Origin of the sequence: Candidatus Merdisoma sp. HCP28S3_D10 (assembly GCF_052065835.1) — a bacterium.
In the GTDB taxonomy this organism is placed as follows: domain Bacteria; phylum Bacillota; class Clostridia; order Lachnospirales; family Lachnospiraceae; genus Laedolimicola.
The window spans coordinates 213,563-230,074 of record NZ_JBQHTG010000002.1; the positions used below are offsets into that span (position 1 = coordinate 213,563).

The window sequence follows — 16,512 nt, forward strand, 5'->3', positions numbered from 1 at the left end:
CAAAAAGCAGAAACTGCAGTGGGAGGAAACCAAATGAAGATAGAACGGCATGCAAAGATTATCGAACTGATCAACGAGTATGCCATCGAGACACAGGAGGAGCTGGCAGCCCGTCTCAATGAGGCAGGATTCCGCGTGACCCAGGCTACCGTATCCCGGGATATCCGGGAGTTGAAACTGACCAAGATGGCAGTGGGCGGACGGCAGCGCTATGTGGTGGTTCCGGGAAGCAGCGATCACATGGGGGATAAATACGTCGGCATTCTCCGGGACAGCTTTATGTCCATGGAAATGGCCCAGAATATTCTGGTGGTCAAGACCGTAGCCGGTATGGCTATGGCGGCGGCAGCGGCGCTGGACGCCCTGCACTGGCAGGAAATCGTCGGCTGTATCGCGGGAGATGATACGATTTTCTGCGCGGTCCGCAGCGTAGACGACACCATGATCGTGATGGAAAAACTGAAGAAGGCAATCAGGGGATAACAGCGAAAGGAAGAGTATGTTAGAACATCTGCATGTGAAAAATCTGGCGTTGATTCGTGAAGCGGAGATTGATTTTACAGAAGGCTTAAATATCCTGACCGGAGAAACCGGCGCGGGTAAGTCTATTGTCATTGGTTCCGTCAGTCTGGCTCTGGGCGGCAAGGCTTCGAAGGAGCTGGTGCGTCCGGGTGCCGAATACGGCCTGGCAGAGCTGGTCTTTTCCGTAACCGGTGAAAAGCTGAAGGCCAGCCTGCAAAAGCTGGACGTGATTCCGGAGGAAAATCAGGTGATCCTTTCCCGGAAAATCATGAACGGGAAAAGTATCAATAAAATCAACGGAGAGACGGTCACCTTAAGTCAGCTGAGGGAGACGGCGGATCTGCTGATTGATGTACACGGGCAGCACGAACATCAGTCGTTGTTACAGAAGAAAAAACATCTGGAGATTCTGGATACCTACGCACGGGCAGAATTGCAGCCGGTAAAGACAGAGCTTTCGGCTGCCTACATGAAATGGAAAAAACTGGAAGAAGAACAGAAGAACGCCCGGCTGGACGAAGAAAGCCGGCTGCGGGAGCTGTCACTTCTGGAATTTGAGACAAAAGAGATAGAAGAAGCCGGACTGGTTCTGGGTGAGGACGAGGAACTGGAGCAGAAATACCGGAAGATGACCCATGCGCGACGTCTGATGGAAGCGGCGGGAACCGCCTACGGACTGACGGGCTATGAGGAAGCGGAGAGCGCAGGCACCGCAGTGGGAAGAGCGCTCCGGGAGCTTCAGAGCGTAGCCGGAGTGGACGAGGGCCTGGTGGATCTGACCGGACAGCTTTCTGATATCGACAGCCTGTTGAATGATTTTAACCGGGAGCTTGCGGATTATGTGTCCTCCTTGGAGTTTTCTGAGGAAGAGCTTCATGAGACAGAGGAACGGCTGAATACCCTGAATCACCTGAAATCCAAGTATGGCAGGAGTCTGGAGGCAGTCCTGGAGTACGATCGGAAGCAGCAGGAGCGGCTTGCGGCCCTGCAGGATTATGACGCTTATCTGGAACGTCTGGAAAAGCAGATAGAGGAACAGGAGCGGCAGCTTACAGAACTCTGCACCCGGGTCAGCGGGATACGAAAGACATACGCAGAACAGCTTTGCGAAAAAATCCGGGAGCACCTGGTAGACCTGAATTTCCTGAATGTAGAATTTGAGATGAAATTTGACCGGCTGCCGGGATATACGGCGGAAGGCTTTGACGACGCGGAGTTTGTGATTTCCACCAATCCCGGCGAACCCTTGCGTCCCCTTATGAAGATTGCCTCCGGCGGCGAGCTGTCCCGTATCATGCTGGCCATTAAAACGGTGCTGGCGGACAAGGACGAGATTGGAACGGTGATTTTCGATGAGATTGACGTGGGAATCAGCGGCCGGACGGCCCAGAAGGTATCGGAGAAAATGATGCTGATCGGGCGCACCAGACAGGTTATCTGTATTACCCATCTGGCTCAGATAGCAGCTATGGCAGACAGTCATTTCCGCATAGAAAAGCAGGTGACTGAGGAGGGAACCCGTACCGAAGTCCGGAGACTGGATAAAAAGGAAAGTGTGGAAGAGCTGGCGCGGATTTTGGGAGGCGCTAAGATCACAGAGGCCGTTTTAAAAAATGCGTCCGAAATGAAGGAACTGGCAGATAACAAAAAGTCCCAGACTATTTAAAATCAGAGTTTGTATACTAAAGGGAGAAACGAGAGCGCATCGTTTCTTCCTTTTCTGATGCGCTTCGACGTGAAAAAGGGCGCGGCAGCGCAGCAGGGAGAACGGGATGATAAACAGAAAAACATATCGGAAAATTTTATGGGTTCTTTTGTGCGTCAGTCTTCTGGGGCTGGGCGTCTATGATTATTTCCGGGAGCGGGGACAGATCCCGGATACGTATATCCAGACTGAGGGAGGTATGGCTCCGGCAGCGCCCGGATTCCCGGTGACGGCAGACATCGAAGCGACGTCCCGGGAGGCTTCCTACAACAGCCAAAGTGAGAAAAATTATCAGATTTCCTATCGGTATCTGGGCCTGATTCCTCTTAAAGAAACAACGGTACAGGTGAAAAAAGAAGCCTTTCTGACGCCCGGCGGTATCCCGGTGGGGATCTACATGGAGACAGATGGCGTAATGGTGATCGGAACCGGAAAAATCACAGGGCGGGATGGGTTGAATTATGAGCCGGCTTTCCGTCTGGTACAGGCCGGAGATTATATCCGCTCTGTGAATGGAACAGAAATACAGGAAAAAGAAAAGCTGATTGAAAAAGTGGAAGAAAATGGAAACCAAAAACTGGTGCTGGGAATCGAAAGGGGAGGACAGAGCTTTTCTATCCGGCTGCAGGCTGTGGATACAGAGAATGGCTACCGCCTTGGAATCTGGGTGCGGGACAATACCCAGGGAATCGGCACCCTGACTTTTCTTACGGAAGACGGGCATTTTGGAGCGCTTGGACACGGCATTAACGATTCGGATACAGGAGAGCTTCTGAAGCTCAGCGCCGGAAAACTCTATGATACTACTGTGGCGGAAATTCACCGGGGAGAGCCGGGCAGTCCGGGAGAGGTGGCCGGATTGATTCGCTATCGGGACAGCCTTATATGCGGACAGATCCGGGAAAATACCGAGGTCGGAATCTTTGGGGAGGGAACGGAGAGACTTTCAGAAAAGCTGTTTTCCAAACAGCTTCCGGTAGGCTATAAGCAGGAAATTCAGGAGGGAGAGGCACTGGTGCGAAGCGGCGTCAGCGGTACGGTGAAGGATTACCGGATTGTGGTGGAGGAGATACGCTGCCAGGAAGCAGATGTGAATAAGGGACTGGTATTTAGGGTGACGGATCCGGAGCTGCTGGAGCTGACCGGAGGGATTGTCCAGGGAATGAGCGGCTCGCCTATTCTCCAGAACGGGAAACTGATTGGCGCCGTAACCCATGTATTTGTGAATGATCCGACAAAAGGTTACGGTATCTTTATAGAGGAGATGCTTGCCCGTGTCAGTTAGAGGACAAGTCTGTCGAAAACTGTCCGTGTCTGTCCCAAAATGAAGGACGATTGTAATTGCGAAAAAAAGGAAAAAATGCCTATAATATGGGTATCACAAAAACACGGGAAATAAAGAAACGGGGGGATTATTGTGGAAAAACTTAAAATCGCGATTGCAGATGACAACGAAAGAATGGTGGAAATGCTGCATACGCTGATTCAGACAGAAGAAGGCATGGAGCTGGTGGGAACAGCGACAGACGGAGAAGAGGCAGTGGAGATGATTCGCAGGAACATGCCTGACGTAGTGCTTCTGGATCTGATTATGCCGAAGATAGACGGCCTGGGCGTTATGGAAAAGCTGAGGGAGGATCAAACACTGAAGAAAATGCCGGCAATCATGGTGCTGTCAGCCATTGGCCAGGAGCGGGTGACAGAGGATGCCTTTGCACTTGGCGCCAGCTACTATATCATGAAGCCGTTTAACAATGAGATGCTGCTGGGGCGTCTCCGGAACTTTCAAAAAGAGGGAACGCAGTTAAAAAGACCGGTCTGTCTGTCGGAGCCGCGGGACGCCGGAATGAAGTATGAGGAGCCGGATCTGGAGAAGGAAGTCACCCACATGATTCATGAAATTGGCGTTCCGGCACATATCAAAGGATATCAGTATCTGCGGGACGCGATTCTTATGACCGTGAAGGATATGGAAATGCTGAGCTCCGTAACCAAGATTTTATACCCGACCATTGCCAAGCATTATCAGACTACGCCCAGCCGCGTGGAACGGGCTATCCGTCACGCCATTGAGGTAGCCTGGAGCAGAGGAAAAATGGATACCATTGACGAACTTTTCGGTTACACAGTCAGCAATGGCAAGGGAAAACCCACCAATTCCGAGTTTATCGCCCTGATTTCGGATCGGATTCGTCTGGAAAACAAGAGAAAAGCCTCGTAATGTAAAAATTGCACAAATTTTACTTTCAAATATATTCCAAATGCGCTATAATAAATATAAATAAAATGCAAAAGCGAGCTGGGAGGAAATGCAGTGAAAAAGATCTTGTTTGTCGCTTCAGAAGCGGTTCCTTTTATCAAGACGGGAGGACTGGCAGACGTAGTAGGATCATTGCCGAAATATTTCGATAAAGAACAGTATGATATCCGGGTAATGATTCCCAAGTACATGTGCATCCGTCAGGAATGGAAGGATCAGATGAAGTATGTGACCCATTTCTATATGAATCTGGCATGGCGCAGCCAGTATGTGGGAATCTTGGAGCTGGAATACGAGGGCGTAAAGTTCTACTTTATTGATAATGAATATTATTTTGCCGGACCGAAACCCTACGGCAATATTTACGAGGATATTGAGAAGTTCGCGTTCTTCTCCAAGGCAGCGATTTCCGCACTGCCGTCCCTGGATTTCCGTCCGGACATTATCCATTGCCATGACTGGCAGACCGGACTGCTGCCGGTGTTCCTGAATGATTCATTCCAGGACAATCCCTTCTTCCAGGGAATTAAGACAGTAATGACCATTCATAATCTGAAGTTCCAGGGTATCTGGAATATGAAGACCGTGAAGGATATTACAGGCCTGAACGCTTCCTATTTCACACCGGATAAGCTGGAGGCATACGGTGACGCCAATTACTTAAAGGGCGGTATCGTATATGCGGACGCTGTTACTACAGTAAGCGATACCTATGCGGAAGAAATCAAGATGCCCTATTACGGAGAGCACCTGGACGGCCTCATGCGGGCTCGTGCCAATTCTCTGCGCGGTATCGTAAATGGCATTGATTACAACGAATACAATCCGGAGACCGATAAGTATCTGCCTCACAACTACAACGCGGTGAATTTCCGAAAGGAGAAGGTAAAGAACAAGACTGCGCTGCAGCAGGAGCTGGGACTTGAGGTAGATCCGAAGAAGATGATGATCGGTATCGTATCCCGTCTGACGGATCAGAAGGGCTTCGATCTGATTGCCTATGTGATGGATGAGCTCTGTCAGGACGAGGTGCAGTTTGTAGTCCTGGGAACCGGCGAGGAACGCTATGAGAATATGTTCCGTCACTTTGCATGGAAGTATCAGGGTAAGGTATCCGCAAATATCTTCTATTCCGAGGCTATGTCCCACAAGGTATACGGATCCTGCGACGCGTTCCTGATGCCGTCCCAGTTTGAACCCTGTGGCTTAAGCCAGCTGATGAGCCTTCGTTACGGCACCGTTCCCATTGTCCGGGAGACCGGAGGCCTGAAGGATACGGTAGAGCCTTACAATGAGTATGAGAGCCGGGGAACCGGATTCAGCTTTACCAACTACAATGCTCACGAGATGATGAGCACAGTTCGCTATGCGGAGCATATCTACTATGATAAGAAGCGCGAGTGGAACAAGATTATCGATCGCGCCATGGCGGTGGACTTCTCCTGGAATAATTCAGCAAAGAAGTACGAGGAGTTGTATAACTGGCTGGCAGGTTAAGACCGGAAGAAATTGCAAATTGTCAAGGAAAAGGGCTTGTCAAAGCCCTTTTCTTATGCTATAATTTCGAGGTTAGCGAAAAAACACGCGGGCGGAACCGGGAAAGGTGCCTGGGGTCGGTCAGATTCCGGTAGTTCACGGTGAAGAAACCTGCGGAAGAACAACCAAATGGAGGAAAGAAACATGAGTGTAATTTCAATGAAGCAGTTACTGGAAGCAGGTGTTCATTTCGGACATCAGACAAGACGCTGGAACCCCAAGATGGCTCCGTACATCTACACAGAGCGTAACGGTATCTACATCATCGACCTGCAGAAGTCTGTAGGAAAGGTAGATGAGGCCTACAAGGCAGTATTTGATATCGCTGCACAGGGCGGCAACATCCTGTTCGTAGGTACCAAGAAGCAGGCTCAGGACGCTATCAAGGCTGAGGCAGAGCGTTGCGGTATGTTCTACGTAAACGAGCGTTGGCTTGGCGGTATGCTGACCAACTTCAAGACCATCCAGAGCAGAATCGCTCGTCTGAAGGCTATCGAGAAGATGTCTGAGGACGGAACTTTTGATGTACTGCCGAAGAAGGAAGTTATCGCACTGAAAAAAGAGTGGGAGAAGCTTGAGAAGAACCTTGGCGGTATCAAGGATATGAAGGGAACTCCGGATGCGATCTTCGTAGTAGACCCGAAGAAGGAGAGAATCTGCGTACAGGAAGCACATACACTGGGTATTCCGCTTATCGGAATCGCTGATACCAACTGTGATCCGGAAGAACTGGACTATGTAATCCCGGGCAATGATGACGCTATCAGAGCCGTAAAGCTGATCGTTTCCAAGATGGCTGACGCTGTTGTTGAGGCAAATCAGGGAGCAGCTGAGGAAGTTGCAGAGTATGCTGAGACAGAGGAGACCGTAGAGGCCTAAGTCAAAGTAAAAGCTTTATCCGGGTGCGGCGGTTCGCCGCACTCGGATTTACACAAACGAATTTGGAGGGATTAAGAATGGCAATCACAGCAGGAATGGTAAAAGAGTTAAGAGAAATGACCGGCGCCGGCATGATGGACTGCAAGAAGGCCCTGACAGCTACAGAGGGAAATATGGACGCAGCTGTTGACTGGCTGAGAGAGAAAGGCCTTGCAAGCGCACAGAAGAAGGCTGGCCGTATCGCAGCTGAGGGTATTGTAGATACCTGCCTGGTAAACGATGATCACAAGGCTGTTGTTGTAGAGGTAAACGCTGAGACTGACTTTGTTGCAAAGAACGAGAAGTTCCAGTCCTACGTAGCAGACGTAGCAGCTCAGGCTGTAAAGACTACCGCTACTGATATCGATGGCTTCCTGGCAGAGAAGTGGGAGAAGGATCCGTCTCTGACTGTAAAAGAGGCGCTGGCTTCCCAGATCGCTATCATCGGCGAGAATATGAACATCCGTCGTTTCGCACAGGTAGAGGAGGAGAACGGTTTCGTTGCTTCCTATATCCATGCAGGCGGAAAGATCGGCGTTCTGGTAGACGTTGAGACCGATGTCATTAATGACGCGATCCGTGAGATGGCTAAGAACGTAGCTATGCAGGCTGCAGCTCTGAAGCCGCTGTACACCAGCGACGCTGAGGTAGAGCCGGAGTACATCGAGAAAGAGAAGGCTATCCTGATGGCTCAGATCCAGAACGACCCGAAGGAGTCCCAGAAGCCGGAGAAGGTTATCCAGGGCATGATCCAGGGCCGTATCAACAAAGAGCTGAAAGAGATTTGCCTGCTTGATCAGGTATACGTAAAGGCAGAGGACGGAAAGCAGTCCGTAGCAAAATATGTAGCTCAGGTAGCAAAAGAGAATGGCGCAAACATCACCATCAAGAAGTTCGTTCGTTTCGAGACCGGTGAGGGACTTGAGAAGAAGAACGAGGACTTTGCAGCAGAGGTTGCAAAGCAGATGGGAATGTAATTTACCCCTAAAATAAGGTATTATATCCACAATTCATAAAGAAATAGCTGTGGTAGCCTAATGCACACACATTGAGTCGCAGTTGAAAGTACCTTTATGGATTGATTCAGACGGATAACAGGAAAGAAAGGTATGGCTTAGGCTGTGCCTTTCCTTTTTATATAAGATTATATAAGAATGGAAAAGCGAGGTCGGTGAAATGACGCGGGAAGAGTTATTTACATGGGTACAGAAGCAGTACGGTACGGAGCCGGAATACCCCTGGCATGACTGGAACGCCGTACTGCGCCATCGGGACAACCGCAAATGGTATGGCGTGGTAATGAAGGTTTCCGGTCAGAAGCTGGGCCTGGAAGATACGGGGCTGGTCAATATTCTGAATATCAAGTGCGATCCCATGCTTGGGAGCTCTCTTCGTGGGCAGGAGGGTTATTTTGCCGCCTATCACATGAACAAAGAGAAATGGATCAGCATCCGGTTGGAACGGCCGGAATTGGACAACTCCATAAAAAATCTTCTTGCGCTCAGCTATGAATTAACAGCAGGGAAGAAGTCTACAATAAAAAATGAAAATGGATTTCCGGGATTTTTCTAAGAAAGAGGTGCAGAATTATGTGTACAGCGGCAACTTATAAGACAAAAGATTTTTATATGGGCAGAACCCTGGATTATGAGTTTTCCTATGGGGAAGAGATCACCATAACGCCAAGAAATTATGCGTTTCACTTCCGGTATGCCGGAACTCTTAAAGCCCATTACGCCCTGATTGGTATGGCCTTCGTAGTGGGAGGATATCCGCTTTATTACGATGCGATCAATGAAAAAGGCCTGGGAATGGCAGGACTTAATTTTGTTGGAAATGCGGCCTACGAGGAGGCTTTGCCGGAAGGACAGACAAAGGCTGTCCAGGTGGCGCAGTTCGAATTTATTCCCTGGATTCTGACGCAGTGCGCTTCGGTGGCGGAGGCCAGAGAAAAGCTGGCGGGAATGAGACTTACAGGGACACCCTTCAGTGAACAGCTCCCGGCGGCGCAGCTTCACTGGATGATTGCGGATCGGGAGGCGTGTATCGTTGTAGAGTCCATGAAGGACGGGCTGCATATATATGACAATCCGGTGGGAGTGCTTACCAACAATCCGCCGTTCCCCAGCCAGATGTTTGCCCTGAACAATTATGCAGGCGTGTCGAGAAAGCAGCCGGATAGCACCTTTGCAGGAGTGCTGAAGCTCGACGCGTACAGCAGGGGAATGGGCGCCATGGGACTGCCCGGAGACCTTTCCAGCCAGTCCAGATTTGTAAAGGTCGCGTTTACCAGACTGAATTCCATATCCGGTGAGGACGAGTCGGAGAGTGTAAGCCAGTTCTTCCATATTCTGGGCTCTGTGGATCAGCAGCGCGGCTGCTGTGAGGTGGCAGAGGGAAAATACGAGATTACGATTTATACCTCCTGCTGCAACGCGTCCAAAGGGATCTATTATTACACAACCTACGACAATCATCAGATCACAGCGGTAGATATGCACGAGGAAAATCTGGATACAGCCCAGCTAATTCGTTATCCCATCCTGACAAAGGGTGAAATCAGATGGCAGAATAAGTCATAAAAAGAAAAGTAATACTGTACAAACCCCTTCGCATTGTCTTATAATGAGAAAAAACGCGAGGGGGTTTCTGTTATGGAAGCTTTGTTTAGTGCAGTCAATACCATCTGTGGGAAAATCCAGATAGTATCCAACTGGTTCTGGGATTTTCCGACCAATCTGGACTGGTATGCGTCTATTCCGATTCTGGGGAATTTCAGCCTTGCCATCATTCTGCTGGTAGGAACCGGTATTTTCTTTACCTTCCGGCTCCGTTTTGTGCAGGTGCGAAAATTTAAATACGGTCTTCAGGTGCTGATTCACAGTAAAACAACGGCCATGGGAATTTCATCGCTGGGCGCGTTTTTGCTGTCTACGGCTATGCGCGTAGGACCGGGCAATATCCTGGGCGTAACCGGCGCGATATCCATCGGAGGACCGGGAGCCTTATTCTGGATGTGGATTTCTGCCTTCTTCGGAATGGCGACTGCTTTTGTGGAGTCTACCATGTCCCAGATTTTCAAGGAAAAACGGGGAGATGCTTATGTGGGAGGTCTTCCCTTCTACGGACGCCGTCTTTTAAAGGACGCGGCATGGGCCGGCGTGGCGCTGAGCATGCTCTACATTATTTATGCGTTCCTCTGCTTCCCGGCACAGGGCTTTAATACGATTTCCGCAGTGGGAGCGATTGCGGGAGTTGTGACAGGAACTGCTTTTGCCACCAATTCCGCCTTATACTGGGTATCCTTTGCGGTACTGATTGTGGTAACGGCAGTAATCAGCTTCGGCGGCATCAAAAAAGTTTCCAGGGTGACGGATGTGCTGGTGCCGATTATGGCGGTGGTTTATGTCCTGACGGTGATTGTTCTGGTGCTCTGCAATTTCACCCGGATTCCCTGGTTCTTCGGAGCTATCTTCACGCAAGCCTTTAAACCGGCAGCGGTTTTCGGCGGCGCCTTTGGCATTGCTTTAAGTCAGGGAATTAAGCGTGGACTGATGTCCAATGAAGCCGGACAGGGAACCATCACAATGCCGGCGGCGGCAGCCGATACAGAGCATCCCTGCGATCAGGGCTGCGTACAGGCGCTGGGCGTATTTCTGGATACGATCGTCATCTGTACGCTGACCGGTTTCGTAGTCATCATGGGAAGAATGTGGCTGACCGGAGAAGCGGACGCCTGGTTTGAGCTTGGAAAGCTTGATAAATTCCTGGCTTCCTGCGGCGCGCTGACCGGAGGCGGCGGAGCCTACAGCTTTGTAACTCTGCTGGTAAGCCTTTGCTTTGGTCTGTTTGCCTTTACCTGTCTGATGGGCTTTATGTCCTTTACGGAGATGTGTGCCAACCGTATTTCCGCCAACCGGGTCTTTATCAACGTGATTCGCGTCCTGTGTCTGGTGGTGATCTCCTTTGGTGTTATTACCAATATCGCAGGTATGGATCTGGGAGCACTCTGGGATCTGAGCGATTTTGCGAACATTCTGATGGTATATTGCAACCTGCCGCTTCAGTACATTGGCTTCAAATATGTACTGCGGGCATGGGAGCATTTTGAAAAGCACGACGGAACGCCCTTTACCTCTGAGGTAGCAGGAATTTCCGTTCCGGTGTGGGATGAAAAGGCAGAAAAATAAAAGCGGGGGAGAGCTTTTTCCCCTTGTAAAGCGGGCCGCTTTGGTATATAATTTCCAAAGTGGCTTCGTTTTTGAAGCAGGAAATTCCATGGGAATTTTAGAAGAACTTAGAAGAACAACGGGAGTGAAGAAGAATGAGTAAAGTAAGAACAAGATTTGCTCCGAGCCCTACCGGAAGAATGCACGTAGGAAACTTAAGAACGGCGCTGTACGCATATCTGATTGCAAAGCATGAGGACGGAGATTTCCTTCTCCGTATCGAGGATACCGACCAGGAGCGCTACGTAGAGGGCGCGGTAGAGATCATTTACCGCACTCTGGAGGAAGCGGGTCTACAGCATGACGAGGGTCCGGATAAGGATGGCGGCGTAGGTCCCTATGTCCAGAGCGAGCGTCAGGCGTCAGGTATTTATATGGAATATGCCAAGAAGCTGATTGAGAAAGGCGAGGCATATTACTGCTTCTGTGACAAGGAGCGTCTGGAGTCCCTGAAGACAGAGGTGGCAGGAAAAGAGATTGCAATTTACGACAAGCATTGTCTGCACCTGTCCAAGGAAGAGGTTGAGGCGAAGCTGGCCGCAGGAGTTCCCTTTGTTATCCGCCAGAACAACCCGACCACCGGAACCACTACCTTCCACGATGATATTTACGGCGATATTACCGTAGACAATGCGGAGCTGGACGACATGATCCTGATCAAGTCCGACGGATATCCCACCTACAATTTTGCCAATGTAGTAGATGATCATCTGATGGGAATTACCCATGTAGTCCGGGGAAATGAGTATCTTTCCTCATCCCCTAAGTACAACCGCCTCTATGACGCCTTTGGCTGGGAGGTTCCGGTCTATGTGCATTGTCCGCTGATTACCGATGAAGAGCATAAAAAGCTGTCCAAGCGCTGCGGCCATTCCTCCTTTGAGGATCTGCTGGAGCAGGGCTTCCTGCCGGAGGCTATTATCAACTTTGTGGCGCTGCTGGGCTGGAGCCCGGAGGAGGATCGGGAGATCTATACGCTGGACGAGCTGATCAAGGCCTTCGATTATCACCATATCAGCAAGGCTCCCTCTGTATTTGACTATACCAAGCTGAAATGGATGAATGGCGAGTACATTAAAGCCATGGACTTTGACCGGTTCTACGAGATGGCGCTGCCTCATCTTCGTAAGGTGATTACCAAGGAGCTGGATTTGAAGAAGATTGCAGAGATGGTAAAGACCCGTATCGAGGTATTCCCGGAAATTGAAGAAATGGTAGATTTCTTCCAGGAGGTTCCGGAATACGACAGCGCTATCTATGCCCATAAAAAGATGAAGACCAGTGTAGAGTCTTCCCTGGAGGTCTTAAAGGAGCTGCTTCCGATTCTGGAAGAGCAGGAAGACTACAGCAACGACGGATTGTATACACGACTTCTGAAATATGTGGAGGAGAAGGGCTGCAAGAACGGCTATGTACTCTGGCCCATCCGTATCGCCGTGTCCGGTAAGCAGATGACTCCCTGCGGAGCCACAGAGCTGATGGAGGTTATCGGCAAGGAGGAGACTCTGAAGCGTGTGCGCGCAGCCATCGAAAAGCTGGAGGCATAAGATTTGAATTCATTATCTGAAGTACAGCAGAAGGCCGTCACCCATCGTGACGGCCCCATGCTGGTCTTGGCGGGACCCGGTTCAGGTAAGACGATGGTGCTTACGAGACGGGTTCAGTATCTGACGGAATATTATCACATTCCACCCGGGGAGATCCTGGTTATCACCTTTACAAAAGCAGCGGCAAGAGAGATGAAGGAGCGGTATCTGCGACTGACGGGCAGCGCGCATACGGCGGTTTCTTTTGGTACCTTTCACGCGGTTTTTTTCCAGATTCTGAAGCTGGCTTACGGATATGGCGCCGAACATATTCTCCGGGAGGAAGAGAAGTATCAGTTTCTCCGGGAGGTGGTTTATAAGCAGAAGCTGGAGCCGGACGACGAGGCAGAGCTTATCGGCAGCATTGCTTCGGAAATCAGCAAGGTAAAAAATGACCGGGTGAAGCTGCAGGAGTATAAGGCCACTTCCTGTAATACCAAAAGCTTCATCGCTATTTTTAACGAATATGATAACCGGCTGCGGCGCAGCAACAAAATCGATTTTGACGATATGCTGGTCTACTGCTACGAGCTTTTAAAGGAGCGGAAGGATATCCTGGGGGCCTGGCAGCGGAAGTTCCGGTATATTCTGGTAGATGAGTTTCAGGATATCAATCAGCTTCAGTATGACATTGTGCGCCTTCTGGCGGCACCGGAGGATAACCTGTTTATTGTAGGGGACGATGATCAGTCCATCTATCGGTTCCGGGGCGCCAGACCGGAGATTATGCTGCATTTTGAACAGGATTATCCGGCGGCAAAACGGGTGCTTCTGGACGTCAATTATCGCTGCAGCAGGCTCATCGTGGAGGGAGCCTGCCGGGTCATTGAAAACAATAAGCAGCGGTTTTCTAAGAAAATCTGCGCCAACAACCAGGAAGGACCGCCCATTCTTCATCACAGGTTCCGGGATCAGGAAGCGGAATATGAGTGCGTTATTGACAAGATAAAAACGTATCGGGAAAAGGGAGGGTCCTATCGGGATATTGCCGTCCTGTTCCGGACCAATACCCAGCCCAGAAAGCTGGTGGAGGAGCTGATTTCCGAGGGGATTCCTTTTCGGATGCGGGATGCGCTCCCCAACCTCTACGATCACTGGATTGTGAGAGATATTTTTGCCTACCTGCATATGGCGCAGGATATGAAACAGGGTATGGTAAAGCGCAGTGATTTTCTGCAGGTAATGAACCGGCCCAAACGGTATCTGGGACGGGAATGCCTGGAAAGCGAGTACATTTCCTGGGAGGCGCTGCTTGCCTGGTATGACGACAAGCCCTGGGTCTGTGAGCGGATCGAAAAGCTGGAAAAGGATCTGAAGCTGTGCAGCCATCTGAGCCCGACGGGAGCGCTGCATTATATCCGAAATATTATCGGGTATGAGGAATATCTGAAGGAATATGCGGATTATAAGGGAAGGAAACCGGAGGATCTGTTTGGAATCCTGGACGAGTTGAAGGAGCTTTCTTCCGGCTTCAAGACACTGGCAGAATGGGAGGCACATATTGCGGTGATTCGCGCGGAGCTTCTTAAGCAGGCCAGGGAACGGGAACAGAATACAGATGGGGTAGTCTTGTCCACCATGCACAGCAGTAAGGGACTGGAGTACCGGATTGTCTTTATCATTGACGCCAACGAAGGGATCACGCCCCACAGGCGGGTTCTGTTTGAAGAGGATATGGAAGAAGAGCGGCGGCTTTTTTACGTGGCCATGACCCGGGCGAAGGAACTGCTGTATATCTTTTCGGTACAGAAGTTGTATGGAAAGAAAGCGGAACAGTCCCGGTTTGTGGAGGAACTGCTGGATGTGTAAATAAAAAATGATCCGGAAGGGCTGGCCTTCCGGATCATTTTTTACCGAATCGGAAATTTTATAAAATTTAGACAGTCTCGTCTACGTCGATATCCTCGCCGTCAGCTTCTACCAGCTCGTCATACTCGGCTGCATCCAGCATCTGATCGAACATATCTGCTACAGCGTCGTATTCCTCGTCGGACTCGATGTTGTCCAGAACCGGGCTTCCGGTGCTGTTGTCGTAACGGTAGAGATAAACCTCGCCGTCCTCGTTCTCACCGTTCTCGTCCAGCGGAAGCAGGGCGATATAATCGCGGCCGTCTACCGGGAAGATGGTAAGGATGACGCATTCTACGGTTTCATCATTGTCCAGGGTCAGGGTGACGGTAATATCACCGTTGCAGGTCTCGCAGTCTCCACCGCAGTCCGGTGTATTGCATGTATGGTTGTCTGCCATTTGATTGTTCTCCTTTGAATTTGCTAAAATCGTGTTACTGATCATACTCTATCAGACCTGGAGAGGAAAAGCAAGAAAAGAATTGAATTGATTCGGGAATTGTATTAAAATAATGAAAACCGGAAGGGGGAAGCCAGGTTGGGTTTTGTAGAGGATATTACAGATTTCATCTTTGTAGAGGATAAGCCGGAGCAGGCGAATCTGATCCTGATTCCGGGCGGAGATCAGGGCGCACTGGCGGTGACGGCAGCGCGACTGTACCGGGAAGGGTACGCGCCTTATGTTCTTCCCTCCGGCCGTTACAGTAAGCCGGTAGGACAGTGTCAGATTCCCGGCTATGAGGGCAAGACCGAGTGGGACTTCCTGCATGATATTCTGGTGCGGGAGGGCGTCCCGGAGACGGCTATCCTGGAGGAAAAGAAAGCAACCTATACCTATGAAAATGCGATTTATTCCCGGCATGTGGCAGATGAAATGGAATTTTCTGTAAAAAGAGCGATTCTCTGTCCCCAGGCCTGCCATGCCCGGCGGGCGCTGCTCTATTATAAAGTATGCTTTCCGGAAACAGAATTTTTTGTCTGTCCTACGGTTACCAGGGGAATCAGCCGGGATAACTGGTTTCTGGACGACAGGAAGATAGACGTGGTTCTGGGAGAACTGGAAAAATGCGGAAGCCAATTCCATCAGATCCTGCGGGAATATCAAAAAGAGGAGGAAATGAAAAAATGAGCGTAGATATCAATGAAGTCATGAGACTGGTCCGGGAGACCAGACAATTTGTGGAAAACCGCGATATGGCGGGACATGTGAAGGTAAAGGGACTGGCAGACTATGTAACCCAGGTAGACACCGGTATCCAGAATTTCCTCCGGGAAAAGCTGGGAGAGCTGGCTCCGGAGATTGAATTTCTGGGAGAAGAGGACGGCCTTCATGCCATGAAGGGGGACACCTTCTGGATCCTGGATCCCATCGACGGCACCACCAACCTGGTGCACGATTATCAGCACAGTACGGTTTCCTTAGGGCTTTACAGCCGGGGCGAGATTATCCTGGGCGTAATTTATGATCCGTTCCGGGAAGAAATGTTCTACGCGGAGAAAGGAAAGGGCAGTTTTGCGAACGGCCGTCCTATCCATGTGGCAGAGACGGAGAAGCTGGAAGAGACCATCATTGCCATCGGAACCGCTCCCTATCAGAAGGAGCTGGCACCGCAGAATTTTGCCTGCTTCCAGAGGGTTTTCGAAAAGTGTGAGGATATCCGCAGAACCGGATCCGCAGCCTTGGATCTGGCTTATACGGCGGCCGGCCGGACCGGAGGATATTTTGAAGCCAGGTTGCAGCCCTGGGATTTCGCAGCAGGAATGCTGATTCTGACAGAGGCGGGCGGTAAGATTACCCGTTATGACGGATCGCAGGTGAATCCGGTGGAGCCGGGCGGCATCGTAGCGACCAACGGAAAGCTCCATGAGGAGCTGCGGGCGCTGCTGTAAACGGAATAAAAAATAAGA

Annotated in this window: 15 protein-coding genes; 14 read left to right on the top strand and 1 reads right to left on the bottom strand. The window is 50.4% G+C overall.

What is annotated here, in order from left to right; translation table 11 throughout:
- The first annotated feature begins 33 nt into the window (after nucleotides 1–33).
- From ACTNCH_RS06150 to ACTNCH_RS06205, 12 genes are all read left to right on the top strand, one after another.
- The gene (locus ACTNCH_RS06150; protein ID WP_441016751.1) at nucleotides 34–483 is read left to right on the top strand and encodes an arginine repressor; all 450 of its coding nucleotides are present in this window, start codon (nucleotides 34–36) and stop codon (nucleotides 481–483) included.
- Between the two features lie 16 nt (nucleotides 484–499).
- Nucleotides 500–2,188, top strand: a complete 1,689-nt coding sequence (gene recN, locus ACTNCH_RS06155; RefSeq protein WP_441016754.1) for a DNA repair protein RecN — start codon at nucleotides 500–502, stop codon at nucleotides 2,186–2,188.
- Nucleotides 2,189–2,294: 106 nt separating this feature from the next.
- The gene (spoIVB, locus tag ACTNCH_RS06160) at nucleotides 2,295–3,512 is read left to right on the top strand and encodes a SpoIVB peptidase (RefSeq protein ID WP_441016757.1); all 1,218 of its coding nucleotides are present in this window, start codon (nucleotides 2,295–2,297) and stop codon (nucleotides 3,510–3,512) included.
- A gap of 132 nt (nucleotides 3,513–3,644) precedes the next feature.
- Nucleotides 3,645–4,448 carry a sporulation transcription factor Spo0A gene (gene spo0A, locus ACTNCH_RS06165; protein WP_441016760.1) on the top strand — a complete coding sequence of 268 codons (804 nt, stop codon included), beginning with the start codon at nucleotides 3,645–3,647 and terminating at the stop codon, nucleotides 4,446–4,448.
- 93 nt (nucleotides 4,449–4,541) lie between these two features.
- Nucleotides 4,542–5,984: a glycogen synthase GlgA gene (gene glgA, locus ACTNCH_RS06170; protein ID WP_441016763.1), complete on the top strand. Its 1,443-nt coding sequence runs from the start codon at nucleotides 4,542–4,544 to the stop codon at nucleotides 5,982–5,984.
- A 183-nt stretch (nucleotides 5,985–6,167) separates the two neighbouring features.
- Nucleotides 6,168–6,902: a 30S ribosomal protein S2 gene (gene rpsB / locus ACTNCH_RS06175; RefSeq protein ID WP_441016766.1), complete on the top strand. Its 735-nt coding sequence runs from the start codon at nucleotides 6,168–6,170 to the stop codon at nucleotides 6,900–6,902.
- Nucleotides 6,903–6,979: 77 nt separating this feature from the next.
- Nucleotides 6,980–7,918, top strand: a complete 939-nt coding sequence (gene tsf, locus ACTNCH_RS06180) for a translation elongation factor Ts (RefSeq protein WP_441016769.1) — start codon at nucleotides 6,980–6,982, stop codon at nucleotides 7,916–7,918.
- 199 nt (nucleotides 7,919–8,117) lie between these two features.
- A complete protein-coding gene (locus ACTNCH_RS06185; RefSeq protein ID WP_441016772.1) occupies nucleotides 8,118–8,513 on the top strand; it encodes an MmcQ/YjbR family DNA-binding protein in 396 nt (131 codons plus the stop codon).
- A gap of 17 nt (nucleotides 8,514–8,530) precedes the next feature.
- Nucleotides 8,531–9,523 carry a choloylglycine hydrolase gene (gene bsh / locus ACTNCH_RS06190; protein WP_441016775.1) on the top strand — a complete coding sequence of 331 codons (993 nt, stop codon included), beginning with the start codon at nucleotides 8,531–8,533 and terminating at the stop codon, nucleotides 9,521–9,523.
- Nucleotides 9,524–9,595: 72 nt separating this feature from the next.
- Nucleotides 9,596–11,131 carry an alanine/glycine:cation symporter family protein gene (locus tag ACTNCH_RS06195; RefSeq protein WP_441016778.1) on the top strand — a complete coding sequence of 512 codons (1,536 nt, stop codon included), beginning with the start codon at nucleotides 9,596–9,598 and terminating at the stop codon, nucleotides 11,129–11,131.
- 134 nt (nucleotides 11,132–11,265) lie between these two features.
- Entirely contained in the window at nucleotides 11,266–12,717 is a 1,452-nt protein-coding gene (gene gltX, locus ACTNCH_RS06200) for a glutamate--tRNA ligase (RefSeq protein ID WP_441016781.1), read from the top strand.
- Between the two features lie 3 nt (nucleotides 12,718–12,720).
- Nucleotides 12,721–14,565, top strand: a complete 1,845-nt coding sequence (locus ACTNCH_RS06205) for an ATP-dependent helicase (RefSeq protein WP_441016784.1) — start codon at nucleotides 12,721–12,723, stop codon at nucleotides 14,563–14,565.
- A gap of 67 nt (nucleotides 14,566–14,632) precedes the next feature.
- On the opposite strand, the gene ACTNCH_RS06210 is transcribed toward ACTNCH_RS06205, so the two are convergent.
- Nucleotides 14,633–15,004: a DUF1292 domain-containing protein gene (locus ACTNCH_RS06210; RefSeq protein ID WP_441016787.1), complete on the bottom strand. Its 372-nt coding sequence runs from the start codon at nucleotides 15,002–15,004 to the stop codon at nucleotides 14,633–14,635.
- Nucleotides 15,005–15,142: 138 nt separating this feature from the next.
- Between ACTNCH_RS06210 and ACTNCH_RS06215 the strand changes: the two genes are divergently transcribed.
- Both ACTNCH_RS06215 and ACTNCH_RS06220 read left to right on the top strand, forming a co-directional pair.
- Entirely contained in the window at nucleotides 15,143–15,733 is a 591-nt protein-coding gene (locus ACTNCH_RS06215; protein WP_441016790.1) for a YdcF family protein, read from the top strand.
- Nucleotides 15,730–16,494: an inositol monophosphatase family protein gene (locus tag ACTNCH_RS06220; RefSeq protein ID WP_441016793.1), complete on the top strand. Its 765-nt coding sequence runs from the start codon at nucleotides 15,730–15,732 to the stop codon at nucleotides 16,492–16,494. Before ACTNCH_RS06215 ends, ACTNCH_RS06220 begins: the two co-directional genes overlap by 4 nt.
- The last annotated feature ends 18 nt before the right edge of the window (nucleotides 16,495–16,512 follow it).